The sequence below is a fragment of the Undibacterium sp. TJN25 genome, assembly GCF_049339885.1.
Lineage (GTDB): Bacteria > Pseudomonadota > Gammaproteobacteria > Burkholderiales > Burkholderiaceae_D > Undibacterium.
On record NZ_JBMPPM010000033.1, the window covers coordinates 1 to 1,450 of the forward strand.

Here is a 1,450-nt window from a genome sequence, read left to right on the forward strand (position 1 = left end):
TGAACTGACCCCAATTAGTTGGACGGTTTAAATAGCTAGGTGGCTAAGGGCTGAGTTCTGTATTGCACAGGACTTAGCCCTTTTAGTTTTGCCTTGATGCGGTCGTGATTGTAGTAGTGAATGTACTTCTTGATTCGTGTTTGGAGCTCATCGACGCTGCTAAATTTGTTCAAGTAAAAGAATTCCGACTTCAAGATGGCGAAGAAGCTCTCCATGGCCGCGTTGTCCAGGCAGTTTCCTTTGCGTGACATGCTCTGTACCACCTGCTTGCTTTGTAAAGCGCGCTGATAGGCCGGCATGCGGTACTGCCATCCCTGGTCTGAGTGCAGTATCGGCTTGTCACCCGGCTTAAGCTTGGCCAATGCCTTCTCAAGCATAGAACTGACTAATTCGAACACCGGTCGCTTGGCCGTTTCAAACGCAATAATCTCGCCGTTATATAAATCCATCACTGGGGACAGATAAAGCTTTTCCCCAGAGACATTAAATTCGGTCACATCGGTTACCCATTTCTGGTGAGTGCCTTGTGCGTCAAACTCCCGCTGCAGCACATTAGGCGCGGTTTGCCCCACATTCCCTTTGTACGAGCGGTATTTCTTCGGTCGTACCAAGGACTTGAGGCCCAACTCGCTCATGAGGCGCTGCACCGTCTTGTGATTCACCTTCTGGCCCACTTGCCGAATCTGTAATGCAATACGGCGATAGCCGTATCGTCCTTTATGGCGGGCAAAGATGGCACTAATCTGCCTCTTGAGCCCCAGATGCTTGTCGCAGACCAGTGCTGCTTTCTGTTGATAATAGAAAGTGCTGCGGGCCAGTTCAGCGACCTTGAGCAGGCCAGCCAGAGGGAATTGCTGCCTTAGTTCGGCGACTACTTGCGCTTTTTGCGCGCAGTTGCTCGCTGTGGCTGCTGCGACTGAACTAAGGCTCGTAACTTTTTTAAATATGCCACTTCCATGCGTAAATGGCTCACTTCCGCGAGCAACTCCTCGCGTGTACGGGTTTCATCATCTGCCGGTTTGTTCGGCGCTAGGGGCTGGGAATCGGTCATCTTCTTTGGGCGTCCACGAATACGTGGCATCAAGGCGTCTATACCGCCGCTATGATAGCAGCGCTCCCACCCAGGAATGCCTCCAGGATTACGGATATTGAAAGCGGCGGCTACACATCGGTAAGACAGCCCCTTGTTTTGCATGTACTGCAACACCGACAGTTTGAATTCAGCGCTGTAATGACTGAACTTCTTCTGCAGCCCCGCCATGCCATGTTCCCGATGCAAGGCTACCCAGCGTCGCACTGTGCCATGATCGAGGCCATGTGCCTTGGCTATGGTGTTATAGCCAGCCAAGCCGTTTAGGTACGGTTGAACTACTGCCAGTTTGAACTGCTCATTGTGTTTCGTCATGAAAAAAACCCAAAAGTCGGTGTCCAACTTTTGGGGTTCAGTTCA

At 51.3% G+C, this 1,450-nt stretch carries 1 protein-coding gene; it reads right to left on the reverse strand.

The window, feature by feature from the left end; translation table 11 throughout:
- Positions 1 to 35: 35 nt before the first annotated feature.
- Positions 36 to 1,405, reverse strand: a protein-coding gene (locus ACO0LO_RS28965; RefSeq protein ID WP_422970007.1) for an IS3 family transposase whose coding sequence is annotated in 2 segments (ribosomal slippage) — positions 36 to 931 and positions 931 to 1,405 — 1,371 coding nt in all. Because the reading frame shifts where the segments join, the coding sequence is not laid out codon by codon here.
- Between the last annotated feature and the right edge of the window lie 45 nt (positions 1,406 to 1,450).